The organism is Gemmatimonadaceae bacterium, from assembly GCA_020846935.1.
GTDB lineage: Bacteria > Gemmatimonadota > Gemmatimonadetes > Gemmatimonadales > Gemmatimonadaceae > RBC101.
Genome location: JADLCY010000008.1, coordinates 1 through 22,990, shown reverse-complemented (window position 1 = coordinate 22,990; position 22,990 = coordinate 1). Strand labels below are relative to the sequence as shown.

Sequence of the window (22,990 nt, the reverse complement as noted above, 5' to 3'; positions counted from 1 at the left end):
CATCCGTCGTTTCGTGCCGCGCGGCCCGCCCCCAGGGGTCGCGCGTGGTCAGCGCGACCGGCCGCGCGGCCGTGGAGCTTTTCGTGGTTTGTCTGGTACGTCGCGCACGCCGCGCAGTCCGCGCTCGGTCCACTCGAGCAGTTCCGGATCGTCTGCGACCTCGTCCGCGGTGACGACCACCCACGTGCCCATCGCTCGTCCGCCCATAGGCGCAAACGGCGTCACCCCGCGGGTCGCGAGGGCCGCGTTGTATTCGGCCGACGGGCACTTCACGAGCACTCCCGGCCCCCACACGATGAGGAACGCGCTCTTGCCGAGCAGGAACCCGCGGCCTCCAAAGACATTCTTCTCGCGGATCAACGCGGCGCCGCCGGCGAGCCGCGGCAGCACGTCGCGCATGCGTTCGGCAAGACCAGCGTCCCAGGTCATCAGGCGGTGGGTGTGGCCACCGAGCCAGCCGTCGCGGCGCTGGTGCCGTCGTCGCGGGTGCGCAACGCACGCATGACGGTGCGGCCGGCCGCGACCGCGCCGATCAGGATGTAGATGTAGAACGAGTAGACGCGCCACCAGATCAGCGAGGCCGCCATGAGGCGTCCGGGCAGGACGCCGTCCAGCGCCGCCTTGAAGGCGATCTCCACCACGCCGCCGCCGCCCGGCGCTGGTGCGACCGCCGCCCCGTAGAGCAGCGCCATGGGCCACAACACGAGCGCCGAAAGCGGTGCGCGTTCGCCGTAGGTGTAGACGATGATCGGCAACGCCAGCAGTCGCGCCAGCACGTGCAGGATCGAAAACGCCAGGGCCGTGGCCATGAGCCCAGGACGCGCCGTGCGGAGCGAGCCGATGCTCGATCGAAGGCTGCGGAGCGCGAGCTGCACCCGGCGCCAGATGCCGGCGTTGATGCCAAGCACGCGCACGAGCGCAGGCGGAGGCCCGTTGGCCCCACGCCGCGCAATCACGTAGCAGGCCGCCCCCGCACCGAGCACGCCGATCGCATACAGCGCCACCGTGGCCAGGAGTCCGCGGATCATCCCCGACTCCTCGCGCCACACGACGCCAAAGCCCACGGCGATGACCGCGAGCGAAATCATCTCGAGAAAAAGCTCCAGAAAGAGGATCAGCAAGACGTTCGCGACGGCCGTTCCTGCCTCGCTGAGCACGAGAAAGCGCGCCGGTTCGGCGCCCGAGCGCGAGGGCGTGATCGAGGCCGCAAAGTCACCACCGAGGATGGTGCGCGCCGCCACGCCGAACGGTGTGTGTACGCCGATCGCCCGTGCGCTGAACACGATCTTGAGCACTCGACACAGGATCTCGAACCCTACGGCGCCGAGCAGCAACAGGTGCGTCCACCAGGGCAGCCCGAGCGGCGCTCCCCCCGCTGCCGGCCAGCTCGACGCGATCACGTACACCGACACGCCGATCGCCGTGGCGAACGACAGGAAGGTGAGAAACCAGCGGAGTGGTGGCATTCGAAAGGCGAGGGTTTGCTGAGCGTCGGGCGAGCGGTCCCCTGCGGGACCGCCGAGGAAGAATCTGCGCCGACCGGACCCCGGTGGCACCTCTTGCGCGGGGCGGGCCGGCAGCCCATCCCCTATCCAGGGCGCGGTCTCCCTAAACGCCCCGACGCCGATCGGCATCTATTACCCGGATGCCTCCGACGAGCCCTCGTGCCCTCGCACCCGCCCCGCGCATGAACGACGCGTCTCCGGTCGGCTCGACCGACGACGTGGGAATGTGGGTCGCCCGTGCGTCTGCCGGAGACGTGGCCGCGTTCCAGCGGCTCTACGAGCGCAGTGCCTCGCGGGTTTTCGGGCTCTGCCTGCGGATGACGGCCGATGCCCAGCGGGCGCGTGAGCTCTCGCATGACGCGTTCGTGCGGGCGTGGGAGCGGCTGCCCGGCTTTCGTGGAGAGTCGCACTTCGACACCTGGATGCACCGGCTGACCGTCAACGTCGTGCTGGAGCAGGCCAGGAGCGACCGCCGGCGCGAGGCCCGGGTGGCCCTGGCCGACGACGAGGGGACCGCGACCACGGGGGACGTGGCGGGGGCACATGGTCCCGACGACGTGCTCGAGCGCATCGACCTCGAACGCGCGATCGCCGCATTGCCTCCGAACGCGCGCGCCGTCTTCGTGCTTCACGACGTCGAAGGGTTCCGGCACGACGAAATCGCCGAGCGTATGCACCTCGCCGCCGGTACGGTGCGTGCGCATCTGCACCGCGCCCGTCAACTGCTCATGAGGAAGCTGCACCGATGATCGACCACCCGGGCTGGGACCAGCTGAATGACATCGCCGAGGATCGCGCGCGCGCGAGCGCGCGGGTCGAGGCGCACGTTCGCGATTGCGGTGAGTGCCACGACGTGTTGACGGCCCTGCGCGCCACGCTGGGCGCAGCCGCGGCGCTGCCCCGTGAGGCCGCACCTCCGATCGGTCTCTGGGACGATGTTCGCCATGCGATCGAAGCGCGCAAGGTGACGCCGATCGTCGCGGGCGCTGACGCGTCCATCGCCGGGACGAACGCCGAGGTGCTCGGGGCCGCGATGAACGCTGGCGTCTCCCGGGCATCGACCGATACGGACGCGCCAGCGTCGGCGAACACGGACGCGTTCACGGTGTCGCCGGCGCGGTCCAGGGTCACGTGGTGGATGTCGCCGCGCTGGCTTGCGGCTGCCGCCGTTGCGCTCGTGAGCGTGTCCTCGGGACTCACCCTGCTCATCGTGCGAGGCTCGGCGGCGCGTGTGACCGTGACGCGGGCCGACGCTGGCGCGAGCATGCTGCCGGCGCAATGGCAGGCGGCGGAGCGCGGGTACCAGGCCAGCGTCGTCGAGCTGCGAGCGCAGCTCGACACTCAACGCGCCGGCCTCGATCCGGCCACGGCGGCGGCCGTGGAGCGCTCCCTGGTCACGATCGACGCCGCGATCGCGGAGGCGCGCGAGGCGCTGCTGCGCGATCCGGCGAGTGCAGCACTGGCCGAGCTGCTGGCATCCAACTACCGACAGAAAGTCGAACTGCTGCGTCGAGCGACCCTGCTCGATGCCACCACCTGAGCCCATCATGCGTGTTCGTTCGCTCGCCGTTCTGATGCTCGCTGCCGCGCCCCTGGCCGCGCAGCAGAAAGTGGACGCGCGCTACGCGGTAACGCGCGACGTGTACGTCCGCATCAACGGCGCATACGCGGCGCTCCGGATCGTTGGCTGGCAAAAGGACTCCCTCGTGCTCACCGGAACGCTGCCTCGAGGCACGCGCGTCGAGACCGCACTCGGTGCGCCGGCCGACGGGCCGAGGAAGGGTGCAAAGTTCTACATCGAGCCGCCGACCGAGGGCGGCGCGTCGGGCACGCTCGAGCTGTTCGTGCCCGTCGGCGCGACCGTATGGGCCAAGGCCGGCAACGCGCGTTTCGACGTGAGCGGCATCACGGGCAGCCTGGACCTCAACCTCGTGGGCGGCGCGATCGCCGTGAATGGTGCGCCGCGCGAGCTCAACGTCGAGTCGATGGACGGTTCGGTGGACATCACCGGGTCACCGGGCTGGTTGCGGGTGAAGACCGCAACCGGTGAGGTGACCGTCCGGGGTTCGTCGTCCGACGTGGGCATCACGACCGTTGGCGGGGGCGTCACCCTGCGCGACGGCACGTGGGAACGCGTGCGCATCGAAGCTGTCACCGGCGACGTGATGTTTGGCGGAACGATGCGCCACGGCGGCAACCTCACCATCGACTCGCACAGCGGCACCATCAGCCTGCAACTCGGCGCCACGCCGTCGATCGACATCGATGCGACGACCATCGCCGGGACCATCATCAACAGCGTGTCCGCGCGCCGTCCCACGCCGGGACGGGAAGGGCGGGGGGAAGAGCTGACCCTGGCCCTGGGCGTTGGCGACGCCCGCGCCACGCTGCGTTCCTTCAAGGGGAACATCCGGCTCAATCGTTAGGTCCGTGCTCGCCCATTGCCATCCGGAGACACCATGACCCGATTCATCCTCGGGGCGCTTGCGGCCGCCCTTGCCGCCCCGGCGCCCGTCCGACTCGCTCCTGTCGTCGTCAGCCCCGCCGTTCCACTTGGCCCGCCGTGGATCAGCATCGAGCACCCGGTGAACCCGTACGACCAGACCACCCGTGGCGCGTTTCTCGTGGTGCACGCCTTTCATCACGGCACACTCACCGCCTTTCCGGTGAGCGGCACGGCCGAGGGCCTGGTGAACGGGCAGCGTCGCACGCTGAAGCTGGACTTCAGGACCACGTCCCGCACCGGAGCCTATGCCCTGACGAAGCAGTGGCCGTCGGAGGGCACGTGGTCGCTCGTGATCACGGTCGCGCAGGGGCCCGAAGACGCCGTGAGTGCGGTCGTCGACCTCGATGGCGCGGGGGACGTCGCCCGCGTCCACGTGCCGACGCGACAGCAGGATCGCTGGACCGTCCCGGCCAGAGTCTCGATGAGCGAGATCGAGGCATCGCTCCACCAGCGGGCGGCGAAGTACGCAGCGCGCTGATCGCTCACCCGGGGCTCCGCACTCGCCTCGCTCAGGCGCGCCTGGCAGTGCGGAGCACCGGTCTCATCGTACCAGGCGGCGAAGCATGCGTCGCGGACCCGTCTCCCATGTGAACGGCTCTAGTGCGTCGTCGTTGCCTTGAGCCCGTTGCGGGCCAGCACCGCGCTGACCAGCGCCAGCACGCCGCCTAACGTCATCGCGGCTCCTGGGAAGTACACGGGGGCGCCCGGCCGCGTGAACCAGGCAAACGTGTTGGCCATGATGAGCGGCCCCGCGATCGTCGTCAGGCTCATGATGCTCGTCAGCGCACCCTGCAACTCGCCCTGCTCGCTCGGTGGCACCGTGCCGGAGATCAGACCCTGGATCGCCGGGCCCGCGATGCCACCGAGGCAGTAGACGAACGTGAAGGCAAACATCTGCCAGGTGGACGTCGCCGCCGCATACAGGAAGAAGCCGATGGAGTAGAGCGCGAGGCCGACGTACACGCTGCGTCGCTGGCCAAGCCTCGGGATGATCACGCGAATCAGCCCACCCTGCACGAGCCCGATCCCGAGCCCAACCACGGCCAGCGACGCGCCAATGGTCCGCTCACTCCAGTGAAACTTCTCGATGGTGTAATACGACCAGTTGCTCTGCACCGCATGTGCGGCGATCTGCACGAGGACCAGCGATCCCACCAGGCCCACGACCACGGGATGCCGCTTGATCCCCATGAGCGAACCCAGCGGGTTGGCGCGCGACCAGTCAAAGGCGCGCCGGTGCTCGGGCTTGAGCGACTCTGGCAGCACGAAGTAACCGAACAGCCAGTTCACCAGCGTCAGGCCGGCGGACGCCATGAAGGGAACGCGTGGCCCAAGTCCGCCCAGCATGCCGCCAAGCAAGGGCCCGAGGATGAAGCCAAGCCCGAAGACCGCGCCGATCATCCCGAAGTTCTGCGCCCGCTTCTCCGGTGGTGATACATCGGCAATGTAGGCCGCGGCCGTGGTGAAGCTCGCACCCATGGCGCCCGCGATCACCCGGCTCAGGAACAGCCACCAGATCGTTGGCGCAAAGGCCATGAACAGGTAGTCGATGCCAAACCCGAACAGCGATGCGAGGAGTACGGGACGCCGGCCAAAGCGGTCACTCAGCCCGCCCATGATCGGTGCGCACAGGAACTGCATTGCCGCATACGCAAACGTCATCCACCCGCCCCAGCGGGCTGCGTCGCTGATCGGCTGGCCGGTGAGGCCGGTAATCAGCCGTGGCATCACCGGGATGATGATGCCAAGCCCCGCGACGTCGATCAGGAGCGTGACGAGGATGAAGCCGAGAGCGGGGGCACGGTGGCGCATGGGGGGCGAAAGGTAATTCGGCCGCGCACTGCGCGCCCTCGAACCCGGCCGAGTGCGTACCTGCGCAATGCGTCCAGAGGCGCGCAACGCCCGCAACGCCGCGACCTCCTGCACCAGGCGCACGGCCTCGTCCACCGGCAGTGGGTCGCTGCCTTCCCGCCTCAGCGCGCGATGCGGAACCCCATGATCGCCGTGCGACCCGCCGTCACCTGCACATCGTCGCGCTCGTTCCGCTGCACGTTCGACAGGTTGTCGACCCGCACGTACCACTCCGCGCTCCGCCCGAACGTCCACGCGAGCCCCGCGAACGGCTTGGTGAGCGACGGATATTCCACCCAGTAGTTCCGCAGCAGCGGCTTGCTCTGCGCCGTCCCCAGCTCGCCGGCGTAGTAGTCCAGCCAGTCGTAGCCCATCCACGATCCCACGTAGCTCGCGCCCAGCGTCGCCCGGCCACGACCGCGTTCAAGGGTGAGAGACGCGAGCCCGGACGCCCTCGGCACCTCGGGAACCCGATCACCGACGGCCAGGTCGCCCGTGTACGTCGGCGACAGGCGGCGCACCCGGCTGTTGGTGAACGAGTAGACCACATCGCCACGCACCATGCCCGCGCGCGCGCTGCCTTCGATCTCGACCCCGCTGTTGTGGATCCGACCCACGTTCTGGTACTGGATCGTGCGTGCGCGCTCCAGCGGATTCGGTACAACCTGCTGGATCAATCCGTCGGCGTCCTGCGCATACAGGGTGAGCGAGAGGTTGAGTCGATCACCGGCGTAGATCTCGATGCCGCCTTCGGTCCCCGACTGGACTTCGGGCTCGAGTTCCGGGTTGGCCTGCTGGCGGAAGCCCAACGTGCGAATCGCCCGCCGCATCGACGGAGCTGGGGGGCGAATGCCCTTGCCGTATGCCGTGCGCACCTTGACCGTCGCCTCGCCCACGTCGCGAGTGAGCGCGAGACCCACCATGGGCGAATATGCCGTGCTCACGTTCTGGCCGAAGTTCGAGTTCCGCTCACCGCGCAACCCGGCACTCAGGAACAGCGTGTTCGCGACGTCGACCTTGAGCTGGCCAAAGACGCCGGTGTTGCGGACGCGTTCCCGATAGAGTGACGTGAGGCCCGGACCGTTGCCCACCAGGTCGGATCGATTCCCCAGCCGCTCGCGGTCGAGGTCCGCGCGCTCGGCGCCCAGTGTGAGTGTGGCTGAGCCGTGCGGCGATGCGATCACACGGGCGGCCATGCTGTAGCGCAGCGACGCCTTGCTCGCGGCCTCCTGCGTGGCGCCGAGCAACGCGTCGGCGACGGTCGCGGGTTCGCGCTGCGCGGGAATCGATCCCGAGTGGCGGTCGATCCCCACCACCAACGTCTGCCGCCACCATTCCCGCGGCTGGAAATCGGCCGTGACGCCGTACGTCTCATTCTCGATGCGCTGCTGCCGGAGCAGCGGCCGCACTTCGGCGGTCGACGTGTTGACGACGTTGCGCAGCAGCGGGTTGTCCGGCGCGGTGAAGCGGATGTCGGCGTAGCGCGCGGTAGCGTCGAGCCGAAGCGCACCCAGCATCGTGCGCGCGCCCCCGTATGCGCCGCGCGTGCCCGACGAGCCACCGGTCACTACGGGGCCCAGGTCTTCGTACGTGCCCCCAAACCCAAATGACGTGGTGCCGCCACCCGTGAACCCCATCGCCGAGTGCCGCTGCGTCGCCGACGGGTTGGCTGTGAAACGGCTCTCCTGGCGTCCGAGCGACGCGACCGCGTCGACCTGTGGGCGCCACTGGGCGGACGGCGTGCCCTTGCGCGTGACGACCTGCACCACGCCGCTGATCGCATCGGAGCCATACATGGCCGAGCCCTGCGGCCCGCGAATCACCTCTACACGGTCGATGCTGAACGGATCGATGGCGAACAACAGGTACGGACTCGCGAGCTCCACTCCGTCGACGTACGTCTTGAGATAGTTCGAGGTGAAGGAACTCGATCCGCGCACCGATCCGATCTGCGCCAGCGGGCCCGCGATCCCGAGATCCCACGCGACGATGCCCGGAATGCCCGTGCGAAAGACCTGGCTCATGCTCGTGAGGCCGAGCTGCGTGAGCTGACCCTGGGTGCGCACGCTCACGGCACTGGCGAGCGAACGCTCGGAGGCGCCAGCCGCCGGTGTCCCCATGACGAGGATCCGATCCATCACCTGTGCGCGGCTCGTGCGCAGCGGGGGCCGAAGGATGGTGACACTGTCGAGCCCTGACGCGGCGGGCGAGCGCTGGATGGGTGCGCGCACCACGATCACGTACCCCGAGGGACTCACCACCACATCGAGGTCCGTCTCGCGGAGCACCTCGTGGAAGGCTTCGCCCATGGCGACGCGTTCGCGCTCGAAACTCACACGCACGTGCCCCGGCAGGATGTCACTGGAGTAGGCAAGGCGCGCCGAGCCCGCGGCGGCAACCAACCGGAGGGCCTGTTCGACCGTGGCGTCGCTCACGCGCACGCTGATCACGCGCGAGAGGATGCCGCTGTGCGCGGCGGCGCGCGGCAGGCTATCGGTGGAAACGACCTGGCGTTCCTGGGCTCCCAGCGTCGTCGCCGTGGCGACCCACGCCACGAGCAGCCGGCCCGCCAGCGCGCGCGCCGCGGCGAGCGCGCCAGGGCGCGTCATCACGCACCGCCCCCGACCTGCGCACCTTCCTGCACCGCCAGGCCCGTACGCACCGGCGGCGAGAGACGCACGACCTTGCCCTCTCGCTCGAACGGAAGCGCGAGCGCCGTGCTCATCACCTGCAGGACGGCGTCGATCGAGAGTCCCGTGACCGGTGCAGTAAACGTCCGGTCGAGTACCGACGCGTCGGTGACGTCGAACCGCACGTCGTACCACCGCTCCAGCTCCCTGAACACCGCGCGCAACGGCACGTTGTCAAAGACCAACTCGGCGCGCTCGCCGGCCCATGTGCTGTATCGCTCGACGTCGACGCCGCGCGTGACCACCGCGTCGCCCGTGCTACCGAGCACCGCGACGTCACGGGGATTCAGCACCGCGTGGCGGGCCCTGGGCGAATCGGCTCGACCAATCGAAACCGATCCCTCGCTCACCGCGACGCGGAGTGGCTCATCCATCACGGCTCGTACCACGAACCGGGTTCCGAGGTCCTCGATCACCGCCTCGCCCGAGTGCACCCGGAACGGTCGGGAGGCGTCGTGCGTGACCGTGAAGACCGCTTCGCCGGTGAGCTCGACGTCGCGGGCGCCCTGTCCGAACCCTGAGCGAGTCTCGAGCGAACTGGCTGGCCCGAGCTGAACTTCGGAGCCGTCCGGCAGCTTGACGACCGCTCGCTCCGCGATGCCTGTCCTGGCAGCGACGCTTGCGACGGTACCCGCGGCCGGTTCCGCTCCTCGGATCGCGCGAACGGTCGACCAGATGACCGACCCAGTCACCAGCACGAAGCCCACAACAGCAGCGCGCAGTAAGCCACCACTCAGGCGCCACTTATGAGCCTGCTCTGGCCCAATGTGACCGACAGTCAAGGGTGTGACGGCCGCAGAGTCCAGTCGGGCTCGGACCGCATTCCATGCAGCATCCACGTCTACCGCGGGAGCCCCGGACGCGTCCCATACGGTCTGGGCCGCTTCATATCGGGCGCGCTCACCGGGTGTGGTCAGGAGTCCCGACAGCGACGCACGTTCCTCCACGGTCGCCTCACCTGCGAGGTGTCGGGCTATGCGCTCGAATGCGGTGTCGTCCTGATCGGGAGACTGCACGGTTCGCTATTCAGGGGTTCATTCGAGAGACACCAACGTGGCGGCGCCCCCTTACTCGTCAAAACCGACCGATGTTAACCTCCCCCACCGCGTTCGGGAGCCGGGCGCGGTGGATTCCCTCGTTCACGGAGCGCCGAGCCTGCCGGACACCCCCCTCACCGAGGGAGCGGCTGCTGCTGACCGGGCGGCAGACGCGGAGTTGCTCCGTCGGCTGCGCCAGGGCGATGAGCGCGCGCTCGAGGTGGTGTTTCGCGCCCACTACCCGTCCATGGTCGCGGTGGTCCGCCGCATCGTGTTTGCGCCGGACGTGTCCGAGGAACTGGTCCAGGATGTGTTCTTCAAGCTGTGGACCAAGCGCGAGCAGCTCGCCGAGATCGATGCGCTCAAGACCTATCTCTACCGGGCGGCCCGCAACACGGCGCTCAACCATCTCCGGCGGCTCAAGCTCGAGCAGGCGCATGAGGAGCGCGAGGCGGCCAAGGGTGAGCCGGCCACTACGGATGCGACGGACGATTCGGCGACCACCGGTGAGCTTGCGGACGCGGTTCGGGCGGCGATCGATCGGCTCCCCGCGCGCTGCCGTGAGATCTTCCTCATGAGCCGCGACGGGGGGCTGACCTACGTGGAGATTGCCGCGGAGCTGGGGATTTCGGTCAAGACGGTGGAGACCCAGATGGGGCGCGCGCTCAAGTCGCTCCGGTTGTCCCTGCGCCAGTTCCGGTCAGAATAGCCGAAGTAACATCGGCGTTGTCGGGGTTGCTGTCGGGGTAGGGGGAGGTCGGCACGTGTCCAGTGAGCAGGAGGCAGAACCGTGATGACAACTACCTGGAGGGCGATCGCGGCGGGCTGCGCGCTGATGGCGCTGGCGGCCTGCGTCGATTCGCCGGAAAGCTTTGCATCGTCCGCTGACAACGGCGACCCGCTCGCGTTGACGTTCGACGAACTGGCACAGCAGGCAGCCGCGTCGGGCGACGCCAGTCGTGCCGAGGGCTTCACCTACGCGGCGATTGCCGCGCGGAGCGGTATCGCCCCGTCGCGCTTCGAGGTGCGCACCGGCAGTGGCGTCGAGGCGTATGAGGCCTTCGTGAGCGCGATCAGTTGGCAGGTGAGCGGCGCCGTTGCGCTCCGCGTGCCCGCGCATCGGTCGGTGACTGCCTGGCGTCGGACGCCCGACGGGGTCACGCGGATCCTCAGCATGACCACGCCCAGCGACTCGGCGGCCGTGCTCAATCCCATGTCGCTCAATCCCGCCGGCCCGCTCGCGGCGGCGTTCGCTGGCGCCAGCGCGCTCTACCAGGAGCGGCGCAAGCTCAACAATGGGGCGAGCGGCGCGTCGTCGGACGTGTTCTTTCTTGCGACCCGGGGCGTGGTGATGATTCGCGAGGTGCTGACGGGTGCGGCGTGTCCGCGGCCTTCGTCAGCCGCCGCGTTCAAGGGGATCACGTGCCAGCAGGCGCAATACAACGTGCGCTTCGACGTCACCATGCAGGCCGTGCAGCGCCGGCCCTACGAGGTGATTGCCGGGGGTGAAGTGCGTCGCTTCTGGTGGCCGGGGGACCAGAAGGTCGCGGGCTACAAACTGACGTTCAGTTGCGCGGTGGTGAACTCGGCGACCGGCTGCTGAGACTTAGGGTACATCACGGAAGACGGGCGCTTCTTGCGTCGATCCTCCCGTCCGAAGCGAGAATCGGCTGCGGGATCGAGGCTCAGCGCGTCGTCGGGTTCCAGCGATGCGCCCGAATTGTCTCGACGTCTTCTCGATCCTTCGCGAGCACGTACACATTGCGGCGCCCGAAAGCGACAATACGTTCGCCAGGCGCCAGCGACAGGTGTCCGTCCACCGTCCCGTCGCGCCTCACGACGAGGTAGCGAGCTTCGGGATGACCCGCTGAGTACGGTCGTGCGATCAGGAGTCGGCCGTCGGATGCCGCGACGGTCCCGGTCATTTCCGGATACGTGTCCGGCCAGCCACCCCGGTCCGCCTCGATCGCATCCTCCCCCTGGAACCTGAGGTACCACAGTCGCTCGGCCCGATCGACTTTTCGGCGTTCCTCCGGTAGGGGGAACGGTCCTGCCCATTCGCCGCTCGGCTGTCGCCACACGACGCGCAGCGGGTCCAGTCTCACGACGGCTACCCATCCGTCGGGAAACAGCCGGGCCGCCTCCGATCGCCCTCCCATGCGATCGACGATTCTCGAAAGCTCGACCGCGCCAGCGCCGTTGCTCCCGCGCGAAGGACCCACGGCCATCTGACGACGCGTGCTGATACGTGCGATCTCTCGCGTCACACCTGAACCACGATCGGTCAGCAGTACTTCGAGGGACTCCGGGTGAGCGGCGCTCCCAGGTGGCTTTCGCAACTCAAGGGTGTGGCCCCGAAAGTCCGTTCCGTGAACCAACCCACGCGCGGCGCGCAGGGCGCTATCCCGTTGGTCGACGGTGCGTTCCACCCCGGATGAACTAACGACGAGCCATCGACGCGCCGAGGAGCACACGGCCAGGGCCGTGTCACGAGCGATCGCATGCAGCTCCGGCCTGCAGGGATACTCGGCGGGCCCGCGCCCCATGCGTCCCACCTGGATCGCGGCGCCGCGGCGCCGGAACCTGCGAACGGATCTCTCGCCCCAGTCACTCACCAGGACCTCATCCTCGCCGATCTCGACGACACTTCCCGCGGTCGTTGGCGAAGTCTCGAACACAAACGCGGCAGGCCCCAGCAACAGACCCGGGAGTTCATGCGCCGACCTTGGTGCGTGCTCTCTTCCGCTGCAGCCTTGAGCGGTCACACAGCACAATGCTGCCAGCGTGAGGAGTCGGCCCCAAAAGAGAGGCGCTCGGTTGATCACCGGCTGGGAGGGCCGAGGCGCAGCAAACTGTCCAGCACGGGGAGGCTTGGAGCTCCGCGGACGATTCGGCCATTCACAATCACCAGCGGCGTCCCGGTGATGGCCAGCGTAGCCGCTGCCGCACTGTCCTGCGAGATTCGGCCGGCGTGCTTCTGTGTGCGAAGGCACTGCGTGAACAGGCGCACATCCCTCACTCCGATGTCGCGCGCAATTCTGGTGAGCGCAGCGAAATCAAGCGGGCCGGCGCTCGCGAACACGGAGTCATGGTACTCCCAGAATCGCCCATCCTCGGCAGCGCACTCGGATGCGAGCGCAGCGGTGCGCGCGTAAGGATGCGTCCGTAGCGGATAATGCCGGAATACTCGTCTGATCCGTCCTGGCTCCCTCGTCTCCAGCACGCGCACCAGCGCGGAGAGCTCGCGACAGAACGGACATTCGAAGTCCGAAAACTCCACGAGTGTTGCGGGCGCCGCACGAGGCCCGCGGGAGTGCCCCGTTTCGGCGTATTGGCCCCATGATCTCAAGATCTCCAGATCCTGTGTCTCAGGCCGCTGAGGTTCCGGATCCGCCAACCGCTCTCTTACAACCAGTCCCGTAACAAGGACGGCACAGATCGCACTAACGGCGGCAGACCATTCAACGATCCGCATTGCGGGTCTCCTCAGCTATAGTTCGCCCGGAAGCACCGACCATGTTCGGCACAGACGCTCCCAACCGCGCGTCCTGCCAGACGAGTCTCGCCAACAGCGCCGGGACACCTGCGGGGATCGTCGATCACCGAGGCGCCTCTCATTGGGGAGGCTGCTCGGGGCAGTCGCCCCCGCCAGCGTTCCTGAAGTAGCTGCAGTGCAGGAAAATGCCAGGGCAGATCCGCGAGCCGCTCTTCATACAGCAGTCTGGCTTTGGGGCGATGTCATTGCATTCCTCAGTCAACGTGAGGTCGCCGCATTGCGGCGTGCCATCCTGGCCGGGGCAATATGTGTCGTCATCCTCTACGCAGCAGGCGCCCGCCGGGGCGACCAACGCGAGGGAGAGCACAACTCCGACGCTTAGCAAATTCAGCCACCAGATCCGCTTGCGCTTCATGTGTAGGCTCCGCAGAGAATCGAATGCGGACGCAACCTGCCCCCCCCCCCCATCATCTTGTCAATAGGCAAGCGACCATGCGCCAGCCGCAACAGTTCGGGCAATGGCAGCGCTCATGGATCGCCTAACAGGCACGGATCCTGCCGCTTGGGAGCGGCACCAATGCGCGGGTTGCTCCGCTCAGGAGCATCCTGAATTGCGAGACATGCCAACGTGCGTTCTCGCCTGTGCACGGACGCCCGCCCCGCGCGCCGCTCGCTCTCACTGTGGCGAGCGGCACGGGAAAACCTGCATTTCAGCCGTTCGGGTCGAGGATCAGGGCAATGCGGTTGCGCGCATCGTCGATGTGCGCACGCGTGATCGCGTCGCGCGCACGGCCCAACGCCGCGCGCAGGTCGGCGTCGAGCGCGGCGAGCTCTGCGCGAAAGACCGCACGAATATCACTCGTGGCGCGCGCCGGTCCGAAGTTCGCCGCCAGGTTCGCCGGCAGTCCGGCCGGGAGCGTGACCGGCGGCGGGTTCACCTTGTTGCCCATCGCGGTGATGAGCGAACGCTGCAGCTCACGACGATAGGCATCGATCTGCACGTTGCCCTGCGAGAGCTCGGAGAAGATGCCGCGCCGCACGTCACGCACGAGGTCGGTGAGCGCGTAGGCATCGGCCTTGTTGGTGGCCAGGGCCTCGAACTCGATGAGCCGCTCCAGCTTTCGGTCGTTGAAGACGGAGTTGAGCACGCGGCTCTGCGCCTGGTTGATGCGGCGAATGGCGCCCTCGACCTCGATGACCCGGAGGATGTCCGGCAGCAGGAAATACGTCGGTGTGGCGAACGCGTGTTCGTTGAGGAACCGCACCGCGTCGGCCTGGCGCGTGCGCGAGAGCGGCCGGTACCGCGGCCCGCTCTGTCCGGCATACTTCTCCTGCGCCTCGGTGGACGCGATCACGTCGGCGACGTGCGTCAGCTCGGTGGCCCACTGTCCGATGACGCGGCCGTACCCGTCGGTGAGGTCGTCGTAGTTCTGACCGTCGCGCACGGTGGCCGGGACGAGCAGCGGGACGACCTGCTTGATGCTCTGGATACCCCATCCGGTGGCCTTCACCGCATCGGCGTCGCCCACCGCCTCGCTGTGATCACCGGGATCGGCGCCGCGTGAGTCCGACATGTTGAAGCGCAGCCAGGGCGAGGCATCCTGCTCGCGCGACCACCGGTCGAGCGTTGCCCACTCATCGTCCGAGGACCGCGCCGAGGGGATCGGCGTGTAGCCCCAGCGCGTGATGTAGCGGTCCCATGGCCCGATGCGCGGGATCAGATCCTCGAGCGGGATGTTGTCGCTCGGTTGGGCGGTGTAGTTGAACCGCGAGTAGTCCATGATCGACGGCGAGTGGCCCATGCGCGCCACCCACGTGCGCGACCGCACCGAGTCGACCGGATACGTGGCGCTGCCCTTCTGGTCGTGCTGATAGCCGAGCGTGTGGCCCACCTCGTGCGCCACGACGAACTCCACGAGGCGACCCATGAGCGAGTCCGGGAACGGCCACATGCGCGCCCGTGGGTCGAGGTGTCCGACCTGCGAGAAGTACCACCAGCGCTGCAGCGTCATGATGTTGTGGTACATGTAGATGTCCGACTCCAGGATCTCGCCCGTGCGCGGGTCGTTCACGTTGGGGCCCTGGGCGTTCTCCACCGTGGACGGGAGCCAGCGGACGACGGAGTAGCGCGCGTCTTCGGGCGCCCAGTCCGGATCGTTGCGCGGCGCGTCGGCCGCCACGATGCCGCGGATGAAGCCCGCTTCCTCGAACGCCGGCTGCCACGCTTCGATGCCCTTCTTCACGTAGGGCTTGAGCCAGTCCGGCGTGGCCGGGTCCACGTAGTACGTGATCGGCTTGATCGGCTCCGACTTTGCGGCGTTAGGATCCTTCTTCTCCAGGCGCCAGCGCACGATGTACTCGCGTTCCTGCGCCCGCTGCTCGGGTCGGCTGTAGTCGAGCTGTGAGAGCGAGAAGAAGCCGATGCGCTTGTCGGCCAGCCGAGGCATCATCGGCCGCTCGGGCAGCTTGACCATCGACCAGTGCAGCACAACCGACGCCGTGCCGGTGGCCGCCTGCTGGAACGGGTTGGCCGCGGCCGGTGCCGCGCCCGGTGGCGGCGGCAGCGTGAGTAGCGCCTCGACTTCGACGTTCTCGGGGAACGACAGCACCTTCTCGATGAACGAACGCGTCGGGTCCGGCGTCCCGCGGAACTGGTTGCCGCCCCCGATCTCCGTGGGCGGGTTCGTGTAGAGGCGCGTCACGTCGATCACGGCGGCGCTGTCCGGGCCGTAGGCGTCGACGTTGAACGCGGCGAGCACGACGTTGTTGTTGGAGTTGCGTACGGCGACCGACATGGGATGCGCCGAATCGGCCACGGTCGCGTACGAGATTCCACGGAGGAGAATGCGATTGTCGCGACGCTCCCACTTCACCACGCGACGCTGGCCGATCTCCTGGCCGCCGTAGCCCGCGTTGACAGGCACCGCCCGTCCCCGGACCACGAGGAGCAGCTCCTTGTCGAGGGCCGCTCGCGGGATCTCGAACAGAAGACGGCTCCCGACCTGGTGCGTGCGGAAGAGACCATTGCGGCTCTTCGCATTTGGCGTCACGACGCGATTGTAGGGACGGGGCGCCGGTTCACCTGGTGCCGCTCCCTGTTGCTGCGCTCCGGCGGGCGGCTGGCCGGCCTGTTGGGCGCGCGCGGCGCTGTCACCGGGTTGCGGCGCGGCGTTGTTTGTCGGACGCGGCGCTGGCGTGGGAGGTGTTTGGGCGCCGCGGCACCCGCCGATCAGCAGGGCTGAGGTGGCGAGGACGATGGCCGTGCGAAGGTGCGTCATAGTGGGTTGAGGCCGGGGCAATGATCGGAGCGCATCGCGCAGAATGTACCTCACGTGCATGAGGACGGTATCCCGGGCTCCTCGCTCCTGGCCGAGGCAGCGCACGAGGACGGGAAGGTGAACCTCGTGTCGATGCGACAGCACAGGTTCCGGACTTGCAGCGGCGGCCGTCGTAGCGCCCTCGCGACTCACGGACCCCTGGGATCCCCGGTTGGACTCTCTGCGCGGCAGAGAACACTGGCATCGGTCGTACCGTTGCTGGCCCGCCACAGCGGCTTCGGTCACGACGCGTGCGGACTCTCTTGAGCGTTAGCCGCGGGTGGGTCGATGGTCACGACGCTCCCCTGCGATCGCGCTTCACCGTCCGAGGACGCACCAGCGCGCGGGCGCAGCAGGTACCTCGGCTGCACGGAGAAGGCATCCTGCCGCCCGCGCCGAACATGGTGTGGCGGCGCCCGGCTCGCGGTGGGGACCCGAGCCAGCCGTCAGAAGACTCCTGACATCCATGCCGCCCTCATCCACAGATCAACGTTGACAGATCGCGCCCTCCTGCCTACACTCGGCGCGTCGCTTCGTTAGGGTGGAGAGATGAAGACGCGAGAGTGGTGCGAGCGGACTCGGCATTGGGGGGGGGCAGCGAGCAGCGCCATTGGCCCCTTCTGCTCCTCGGCGCGATGGCGTGCGTCGGCGACGTGGCGCAGCAGCGCCCGCTGGCCGTTGATCCGGCGACCGTCTTGATGAGTGCGGATTCCGTCCTCGAGTTTGCGACGGAATACGAAGTGCGACTGATCCGGACCCTGGGTGCGCGCAGCGACTCGAGCCCGGCCCGACGATTGAAGATGACACGTCGTCGCGACCCTCGCGGCGGGTGGCTGACCGTCATCCATCATGCGTCGGCCACGTGGGCCGTGACTGCCACGTCGGACTCGTTGCCCGCAAGCATCGAACTGAGCGATCTCCACGGAGGCGTGGTGGTGCGCAATGCCAAGGGCGACGCGCTCAGCCTCCCCTCTGCATCGTCGCAGACGCCGATGGATGCCGCCAGCCCCTCCGCGACGAAGTACATACCCCCGGTCTTCAGGACATCGCCAGCCGCACGCACGCCGTCGGGCAAAGCGGGCGACCCCAATGCGTGGTTAGGCAGTCTGGTGTACCGAGCGGGATCGGGAGAGTCGGCGCGGGCGCTGCTGGCTGCTGGCGCCTCGCGCGCCACGGCGCGCGGTGGCTACGACCGCTACGTGTTGCCGCTGGCATCCCGCCTGCTGGAAGTGTCCATCGATCCCGGGAGCGGCATGGTCGTGGAGGAGAACCTGATCGATCAGCAGAAGCTGGTGGCCAGAACGCAGTACGGCTATCAGACGATTCGCGGCGGAGATCTCGTGCGAACGTATTCCCGCCACGAGACCGCGGATCCCGGCGGAGGTTCCGGTCGACGCACCATCGAGATCCGCCTGATCAACCCGGTGCTTCGCCGCGTCTCGGGAGACTACCAATGACCACTCGGAGCGTGTGGCGCGCCAGCGTCACGAGCGCACTCACGGCAATGCTGGCGTCGACGGCGGCCCTTGCGCAGCAGCGCATTGGCCTGATTCATGGGTTCAACTCGTCAGGCAGCACGTGGCAACTCACCGAGCAGCGCCTGGTGCAGGAGTTTGGCTCGCGCATCCAGGTGTATCGGCCGAACCTGCCGGACAATTCGACATACGAGGCGCAGGGGGTGGTGCTGGCGTACAATACCGCCGGGTGGCCGAACGGGGGCATCTTCGTGGGGCACAGCAACGGCGGGATCGCGAGCCGCATGGCAAGTCGGTACGCGCCGGCCACGCACCGGGGTATCGTAACGGTGGGCACGCCGCACGGTGGGGCACCGCTGTTTGGCAACGCGGGTGCGGTGGCCGGGCTCGTGATGCAGACGGGGGTGGAGCTGGCCCATCCGATCAGCCACTTCAATACCATTCTGGGTGGCGCGGACAACCAGACGACGCTGGTGTGGATCGAAGCGCTGACCTACACCGGCTTGTTGGCGCAGGCGACGAGCTTTGTGGTGGATGGATTTCTCGGACTGATGAGCGGGGAACTCCGCACGCAAATGGCTCCGGGGTCGGCCTTCAACGCGAACCTCAATCACGATACGACGCTGACGCGCGAGGCCGCCGAGATGCCGCAGGGGCGGTTCGGGATCATGTCGGTCGTGCCGCAGATCGGTGGGTACCTGTGCGGGTTGTGGGCGAGCCAGTCGAGCTGCGCCTACGCGCAGTATGCGCTGGCCGACCTGTACGAGGCGACGTATTGGTACTACCTGCTCTACAGCAATCCGCAGAATGCGGCGATGGAGTATCAGGCGCACTACTTCGCGTTCGAGTGGATGTACGGGACGATGGCGCTCTGGCACCTGGACGAGGTGTACTGCGGGCTGTACACGGGTGTGCCGTACTCGTGTGTCGGGGATTCGGTGGTGGGGCTGGAGAAGGCGATGTATCCAGGCGTGCCGCAGCGTGTGGTCAACAACGGCCCGAACCACTTCGGCGAGACGGCCAGTCTCGAGGTGCACGAGCGCATTGCCGAGCTCTTTAGGGCCGGCGCTCCGCTTGCGATCCCGTGAGGCGTCGCGTCCGCGTCGGGATCGGGTGGACCTGGCTGCCGTTCCTTATGTTCGCCATCGGCTGTCGCGACGACGGTGTGGCGACTGGAGGGGATGGCACCCCGGCACTCAGGCCGGGGGAGGTGACCTGGACCGTCCCGTTTCCCGGTCGCGGCCTCGCGTCGTTCGATGACTCGACCGCGTTCTTTCTCGGTCGCGACCACAGCGTGCTCGCGGTTGACAAACGCAGCGGCCGCGAGCGCTGGCGGAGCCGGACGGGCGCGCCGGGGGACGCGACCTTGGGCTTCGGCTCGGTGGTGGCCGGGCCCAATGTCGTCGTCGCCGACGTCGACCTGTTCGCGTTCGATCGGCGGTCCGGCGCACCGGCGTGGCGAGTCGGCATTCCAGGGGCCGTGCTCGCCCAGTCGATTCCGACGGCCCACGCGGACACAGTCTTCGGTGGGGCGAGCAACGGACAGTTTGTCGCCATCGAGTCGCGGAGCGGGAGCCTCATCTGGAAGGTCCAGCCCATCCTCGGCGATACCAACGTCGCGTATGACCCAGTGTATGCCCGTGGGCGCCTGTACGGCTGCCTCTCGAACGCACGGACCGGCGTCCTGGTCGCCCTCGAGAGCGCGACGGGAAGGACCGTCTGGGCGGCGCCGCTGCGGCAACAGCGCCCGCTGCAGTCGTCGCGCTGTATCGGTTGGGCGGCGGTTGGCCGCGATCTGGTGGTGGTGACGTCCTTCACCGATGGCTACATCCACGCGGTGGACCGAGAGTCAGGTGCTGAGCGATGGACGGCGCCGAATCTTGCGGCAACGCAAGCTGGAGGCGACATGCGCTTTGGAGTGATCGTCGGAGGGACGCTCGTCGTCGGGTCGTCGACTGGCACCGTCGTCGGGCTGGATCTCGCGACCGGTGCGGAACGGTGGCGCACGGATACGCAGCGAGGCTCCGCCGATGCACCACTCGTGGCTGACGATAGCCTCGTATTTGTTACGCATGCGGGAGGGCAGTTGGCCGCGCTCCGCGCCGAGACCGGAGAAATCGTGTGGCGGGCTTGCAACCCGCTCGACAGAGTAGGGTTCTGCAACTACACGGCCGCCGTTGATATGGACCGCCTGTACTACGCCGGCCTGGAGGCCGCCTACGCCATCAAGAAGTAGTCTGGCGAAGTGCAGAGTCCCGCCTACCCGTCGCATGCCACAAGCCTAACGACTAGCGCGATGCCAACACGGTCCCCTCGCCTTGCCATGCTGGGCCTCCTGGCCCTGACCGCGTGCATCCCGTATGCCGTGGGCCAGACGGCACAGACCGTGGAGCCAGGCAGCATGGTGTTCGCCCAGTCCACCTTCCTGGTGCCGCAGGGATTCGAGCTGCGCAGCGACTCGGGCCGCAAGTACGCTCCGCGTGCGGGCGTCGACTTTGAGTACCGATACGGTGTCGATGAGGCGCTGGACGTGGGCGTCCGCGTGCCGAGCCTGACGGGCCTGATCGTGAACATGAAGCGGCGTCAGTTCGACGACGAAAGCAGCATCTGGCGAGCCTATACCCTCGGCGGCGGGATCGTGAACGGCGGCGACCACCTGTATGGGGAGTTCATGTTGCACGTGTCGGCGTCGGAGCTCGTACCGAAGCCGATCACGCCGTATGGGGCTCTGCGCATGAGCCAGGTGGTGCCCATACGACGGGGCGCGGTCTCCGACTGGCCGACGATTGGCGTGGCGTTCGGGGCGAAGGTCGGCAATGAGGCGTATGCCTTCATGCCGGAGGTGGGAGTGTTCTACGATCGGTCGGCGCTGGGAATCAACTCCAGGCGGATCATCGTGGTGCCGTCGCTCTCCATCGCCCGGCGGCAGGAGAGGGGTCGCCAGGACTAACGGTCAAATGCCAGCCGCCGCCGGGACGGACCAGCGCCATCGTGCCGGCTCCGACCTGGCCGGTTGACGCACCTCGACCGGAAAGCTGCCTCGTGCCCCTCCCGCCGCCTCCAGCGCTCCCAGGCGTTCACAGTCGAGAGGGTGCACATGGAGCGGTTACCTTTCCCGCTTCCGCGCGCCTTCGGCCTCGAGCGTGCGTGACCTGCATGGCTCCTGAATCACCTCGGATTTCGCGTGACCCTTCTCTCTCTGGCCGGCGTCGGCGTCTCCTTCGGCGCCACGGAACTCTTCACGAACGTCACATTCACCGTCGCCCAGGGCGAACGGTGGGGCGTCATCGGCCGCAACGGCGCGGGCAAGTCGTCGATCTTCAAGCTCATCACCGGGGAACTCAAGCCCACGACCGGCAGCGTCGCGCGCAAGCCTGGCCTTCGGCACGCGTTGCTCGACCAGCATCGCGCGTTCGAGGGGGCGACGACGGTCTGGGACGCGGGCGCCGCGGCGTGGCGGGACGTCATCGCGCTGGAGGCGCGCATCGCGGAGCAGGCGATCGCGATGGGTGAACTCGGCGATCGCGTCACCGAGGCGTTGCTCGAGCGGTTCGGCCATGACCAGGAGCGCTTTGCCGATCTGGGTGGCTACATCTACCACGCGCGCGTCGATGCGGTGCTCCAGGGCCTGGGCTTCGACGCCGAAGAATCGAAAGTGCGCTCGGTGGCTTCGCTCTCCGGTGGCGAACGCGGGCGCGTCGGGCTCGCGGCCCAGCTCATCGCGCCGGCCGACCTGCTGCTGCTCGACGAACCGACGAACCACCTCGATCTGGACACGACCACGTGGCTCCAGGAATGGCTGCTCGACGCCAGTGAAACGGTCATCGTGGTCTCGCATGACCGTGCGTTCCTCGACGCGATTGCCACGCACATCGTGCACGTGGAAGGGCGAACGAGCGAGTGGTACAAGGGGAACTACTCCCAGTTTGTCCCACAGCGTGCCGAGCGTCGCCTGACGAGGGAGCGCGAGCTGGAGCGGCAGCGCGCGTACGTGAAGAAGGAGGAGGAGTACATCCGTCGCAACATCGCCGGCGTGAACTCGTTCCAGGCCAAGGGCAAGCGCAAGCGACTGGAGCGCCTGCCGCGGCTCGCGCCTCCACCCGGCGACCCCGCAGCGATGTCGCTGCAGTTCGAGCCCGCCGAACGTGGTGGCGACCAGGTGATCGCGATCAGGGATCTGCGGGTGGAGGTTCCCGGCCGAGTGCTCGTGAAAGACTTCTCGGCGGTGCTGCGACGGAACGACTTCGTCGCGCTCGTCGGACCCAATGGCGCCGGTAAATCGTCATTCATCTCGACCATCATCGGAGACCGGGCACCCGCTGGTGGCGAGGCGCGGATCGGCGGATCGATCACGGCCGCGTGGTTCCGCCAGGACCTGGCCGACCTTCCGCTCGACAAGTCGCTCTCCGACGCGATTCAGGACAAGCGGCCACTCTGGAACCGCGGCCAGGTGCAGAACTGCCTCGGCGCCTTCGGGTTCAGCGGTGAGGAGATCTTTCGCGAGATCCGGACGCTGAGCGGTGGCGAGCGCGCCCGCATGGCGCTCGCGCTCATGACACTCTCCCACGCGAACCTGCTCATTCTCGACGAGCCAACCAACCATCTCGACGTGGAGAACATCGAGGTCCTCGAGGACGCGCTCGACGAGTCTGAAGGGTCGGTGCTGCTGGTGAGTCACGATCGCGCGTTCCTGCGCGCGGTCGCGACTCGCGTCTGGGCCTTCGACGGTACGCACCTCACCGACTTCGACGGGCCGTTCGTCGAGTGGGACCCTCAGGAAGCGCACCGCGCGCGGCGCACGGTCGGGTCAGGCGCGTGAGTCGGGACTGATCCGGGGGCGCGCCGGTCGCCGGCCCCTTCGCCGACCTTACCCGGGAGCGCAAACCGTCGCACCTTCGCCCCATGACGCGCCCCTACCCGCACATCGTGACGCCGCCACCCGGGCCGCTCGCGCGCGCCATCGTCGATCGCGACCGGGAGTACACTTCGCACTGCTACATCAAGGAGTACCCGCTCGCCATCGCGCGAGGCGCCGGTGTGATGGTGGAGGACGTGGACGGCAACCGTTACCTCGACTTCATGGCCGGCATCGCCGTCGCGTCCACGGGCTACG

At 67.9% G+C, this 22,990-nt stretch carries 20 protein-coding genes; 12 read left to right on the top strand and 8 right to left on the bottom strand.

The window, feature by feature from the left end; all coding sequences use genetic code 11:
- Nucleotides 1-48: 48 nt before the first annotated feature.
- Together IT361_09565 and IT361_09560 are read right to left on the bottom strand one after the other, a co-directional pair.
- Nucleotides 49-429: a TfoX/Sxy family protein gene (locus IT361_09565; protein MCC6317925.1), complete on the bottom strand. Its 381-nt coding sequence runs from the start codon at nucleotides 427-429 to the stop codon at nucleotides 49-51.
- On the bottom strand, nucleotides 429-1,466 hold the full coding sequence (locus tag IT361_09560; GenBank protein MCC6317924.1) for a flippase-like domain-containing protein: 1,038 nt from the start codon (nucleotides 1,464-1,466) through the stop codon (nucleotides 429-431). The genes IT361_09565 and IT361_09560 overlap by 1 nt, the downstream gene beginning before the upstream one ends.
- Before the next feature lie 263 nt (nucleotides 1,467-1,729).
- On the opposite strand from IT361_09560, the gene IT361_09555 reads away from it, so the two are divergent.
- The 4 genes from IT361_09555 to IT361_09540 are packed head-to-tail and all read left to right on the top strand — an operon-like array spanning nucleotide 1,730 to nucleotide 4,489.
- On the top strand, nucleotides 1,730-2,254 hold the full coding sequence (locus tag IT361_09555) for a sigma-70 family RNA polymerase sigma factor (protein MCC6317923.1): 525 nt from the start codon (nucleotides 1,730-1,732) through the stop codon (nucleotides 2,252-2,254).
- Entirely contained in the window at nucleotides 2,251-3,045 is a 795-nt protein-coding gene (locus IT361_09550) for a hypothetical protein (protein MCC6317922.1), read from the top strand. Before IT361_09555 ends, IT361_09550 begins: the two co-directional genes overlap by 4 nt.
- A gap of 7 nt (nucleotides 3,046-3,052) precedes the next feature.
- On the top strand, nucleotides 3,053-3,931 hold the full coding sequence (locus IT361_09545) for a DUF4097 family beta strand repeat protein (GenBank protein ID MCC6317921.1): 879 nt from the start codon (nucleotides 3,053-3,055) through the stop codon (nucleotides 3,929-3,931).
- A 33-nt stretch (nucleotides 3,932-3,964) separates the two neighbouring features.
- Nucleotides 3,965-4,489 carry a hypothetical protein gene (locus IT361_09540; protein MCC6317920.1) on the top strand — a complete coding sequence of 175 codons (525 nt, stop codon included), beginning with the start codon at nucleotides 3,965-3,967 and terminating at the stop codon, nucleotides 4,487-4,489.
- Between the two features lie 119 nt (nucleotides 4,490-4,608).
- Here IT361_09540 and IT361_09535 read toward each other — a convergent pair whose 3' ends face one another.
- The 3 genes from IT361_09535 to IT361_09525 all read right to left on the bottom strand — a co-directional run bounded on the left by IT361_09535 (nucleotide 4,609) and on the right by IT361_09525 (nucleotide 9,244).
- Nucleotides 4,609-5,823 carry a TCR/Tet family MFS transporter gene (locus IT361_09535; GenBank protein MCC6317919.1) on the bottom strand — a complete coding sequence of 405 codons (1,215 nt, stop codon included), beginning with the start codon at nucleotides 5,821-5,823 and terminating at the stop codon, nucleotides 4,609-4,611.
- Nucleotides 5,824-5,984: 161 nt separating this feature from the next.
- On the bottom strand, nucleotides 5,985-8,471 hold the full coding sequence (locus IT361_09530) for a TonB-dependent receptor (GenBank protein MCC6317918.1): 2,487 nt from the start codon (nucleotides 8,469-8,471) through the stop codon (nucleotides 5,985-5,987).
- Entirely contained in the window at nucleotides 8,471-9,244 is a 774-nt protein-coding gene (locus IT361_09525; protein ID MCC6317917.1) for a FecR domain-containing protein, read from the bottom strand. Before IT361_09525 ends, IT361_09530 begins: the two co-directional genes overlap by 1 nt.
- Nucleotides 9,245-9,677: 433 nt before the next feature.
- On the opposite strand from IT361_09525, the gene IT361_09520 reads away from it, so the two are divergent.
- Complete coding sequence (locus IT361_09520; GenBank protein MCC6317916.1) at nucleotides 9,678-10,298, top strand: RNA polymerase sigma-70 factor; 621 nt, start codon at nucleotides 9,678-9,680, stop codon at nucleotides 10,296-10,298.
- A gap of 84 nt (nucleotides 10,299-10,382) precedes the next feature.
- Nucleotides 10,383-11,192, top strand: coding sequence for a hypothetical protein (locus IT361_09515; GenBank protein MCC6317915.1), 810 nt, complete (start codon nucleotides 10,383-10,385; stop codon nucleotides 11,190-11,192).
- Nucleotides 11,193-11,274: 82 nt separating this feature from the next.
- Here the strand turns inward: IT361_09515 and IT361_09510 are convergent, their stop codons facing one another.
- The 3 genes from IT361_09510 to IT361_09500 form a co-directional block, all read right to left on the bottom strand.
- Nucleotides 11,275-11,856, bottom strand: coding sequence for a hypothetical protein (locus IT361_09510; protein ID MCC6317914.1), 582 nt, complete (start codon nucleotides 11,854-11,856; stop codon nucleotides 11,275-11,277).
- A 554-nt stretch (nucleotides 11,857-12,410) separates the two neighbouring features.
- Nucleotides 12,411-13,064 (bottom strand): thioredoxin domain-containing protein, encoded by a 654-nt coding sequence (locus IT361_09505; GenBank protein MCC6317913.1) that lies wholly within the window; start codon nucleotides 13,062-13,064, stop codon nucleotides 12,411-12,413.
- Nucleotides 13,065-13,795: 731 nt separating this feature from the next.
- Nucleotides 13,796-16,363, bottom strand: coding sequence for a zinc-dependent metalloprotease (locus tag IT361_09500; protein MCC6317912.1), 2,568 nt, complete (start codon nucleotides 16,361-16,363; stop codon nucleotides 13,796-13,798).
- Nucleotides 16,364-17,037: 674 nt separating this feature from the next.
- Here IT361_09500 and IT361_09495 point away from each other — a divergent pair.
- From IT361_09495 to IT361_09470, 6 genes are all read left to right on the top strand, one after another.
- Nucleotides 17,038-17,859: a hypothetical protein gene (locus IT361_09495; protein MCC6317911.1), complete on the top strand. Its 822-nt coding sequence runs from the start codon at nucleotides 17,038-17,040 to the stop codon at nucleotides 17,857-17,859.
- Nucleotides 17,856-18,965, top strand: a complete 1,110-nt coding sequence (locus IT361_09490) for an alpha/beta fold hydrolase (protein MCC6317910.1) — start codon at nucleotides 17,856-17,858, stop codon at nucleotides 18,963-18,965. The genes IT361_09495 and IT361_09490 overlap by 4 nt, the downstream gene beginning before the upstream one ends.
- The gene (locus IT361_09485) at nucleotides 18,962-20,113 is read left to right on the top strand and encodes a PQQ-binding-like beta-propeller repeat protein (protein MCC6317909.1); all 1,152 of its coding nucleotides are present in this window, start codon (nucleotides 18,962-18,964) and stop codon (nucleotides 20,111-20,113) included. Before IT361_09490 ends, IT361_09485 begins: the two co-directional genes overlap by 4 nt.
- A 60-nt stretch (nucleotides 20,114-20,173) precedes the next feature.
- A complete protein-coding gene (locus tag IT361_09480) occupies nucleotides 20,174-20,827 on the top strand; it encodes a hypothetical protein (protein ID MCC6317908.1) in 654 nt (217 codons plus the stop codon).
- Nucleotides 20,828-21,061: 234 nt separating this feature from the next.
- The gene (locus IT361_09475) at nucleotides 21,062-22,696 is read left to right on the top strand and encodes an ABC-F family ATP-binding cassette domain-containing protein (GenBank protein ID MCC6317907.1); all 1,635 of its coding nucleotides are present in this window, start codon (nucleotides 21,062-21,064) and stop codon (nucleotides 22,694-22,696) included.
- An 83-nt stretch (nucleotides 22,697-22,779) separates the two neighbouring features.
- On the top strand, nucleotides 22,780-22,990 hold a 211-nt coding region (locus IT361_09470; protein ID MCC6317906.1), incomplete at its 3' end, for an aminotransferase class III-fold pyridoxal phosphate-dependent enzyme.